This window comes from Niameybacter massiliensis (assembly GCF_001282685.1).
Lineage (GTDB): Bacteria > Bacillota > Clostridia > Lachnospirales > Cellulosilyticaceae > Holtiella > Holtiella tumoricola.
Window position 1 is genome coordinate 1 of the sequence record NZ_LN875025.1, and the last position, 809, is coordinate 809.

The window sequence follows — 809 nt, forward strand, 5'->3', positions numbered from 1 at the left end:
ATGAGGATAATTCTGTATTCTGTTGCCTTTAATTTGCATTTTGCTAAATAGTTATAATACTGCTTATCCATACTTTCTCCTTAGTTAGTCTTTTTTGACTAATCAATTAGTCTGTTTAGACTAATCTTGCTTATCATCCCAACATGTATTTAAATCTCATTCCAAGACTTGGTACAAATCCATTCCTTGTCCTAATAGCTATACCTATTGTCTTTTCTGTTACATAATGTTCTATAACTGCTTGCTCTGCACTGTTGTATACTTTTACAACTTCACCTGCATCATTTAATTTTCCAACTTGGTATCTTTGAAGTGGTTTATTTACACCATCACCATATCTAAACCATAGTTTTTTATCTGGGAACTTTCCATCGTGCCCCATAAATGCTAGTCTCATTTTTGCCCTATCTATTCCGTGCTCTTCTAATGCCTCTTTGACAGTTCTATATCTCTTAATCACTTCACCTGTCTCATAATCTAGTTGTTCAAACTCTCTGATTTTACCCATTAGCTGATACCTCCCAGCATCAATTGCCCACTTTCTTTTCTTGTAAGTTCATGTTTAAACTTAGGTTTTACTCGTTCTCTCTTTGCTACTTGCTGTACATCTGCACAATATTTAGCAGCATAAACATGCAATGCTACATCCTCAATGGAATCTTTTTTATTCCATAACTTGATGGTGTTCATAATCTTATTTAGAGCCTGTTCGTTCCCATGCTCTTTGATATGCCTTTTAACAATGCTTGTCCATTCTTCTTTGGTTAGCTTAGTGCCATCCATGAGGTAATAAAACCACGCTTTGTTTA

General features: G+C 34.9%; 2 protein-coding genes. Both read right to left on the reverse strand.

Translation table 11 applies throughout. From position 1 onward, the window contains the following. Positions 1–133 precede the first annotated feature (133 nt). A complete protein-coding gene (locus tag BN2390_RS00005; protein ID WP_053982338.1) occupies positions 134–508 on the reverse strand; it encodes a hypothetical protein in 375 nt (124 codons plus the stop codon). Beyond that, the coding region (locus BN2390_RS21855; protein ID WP_207642813.1) for a hypothetical protein at positions 508–809 on the reverse strand (302 nt) is incomplete at its 5' end. The genes BN2390_RS00005 and BN2390_RS21855, both read right to left, overlap by 1 nt.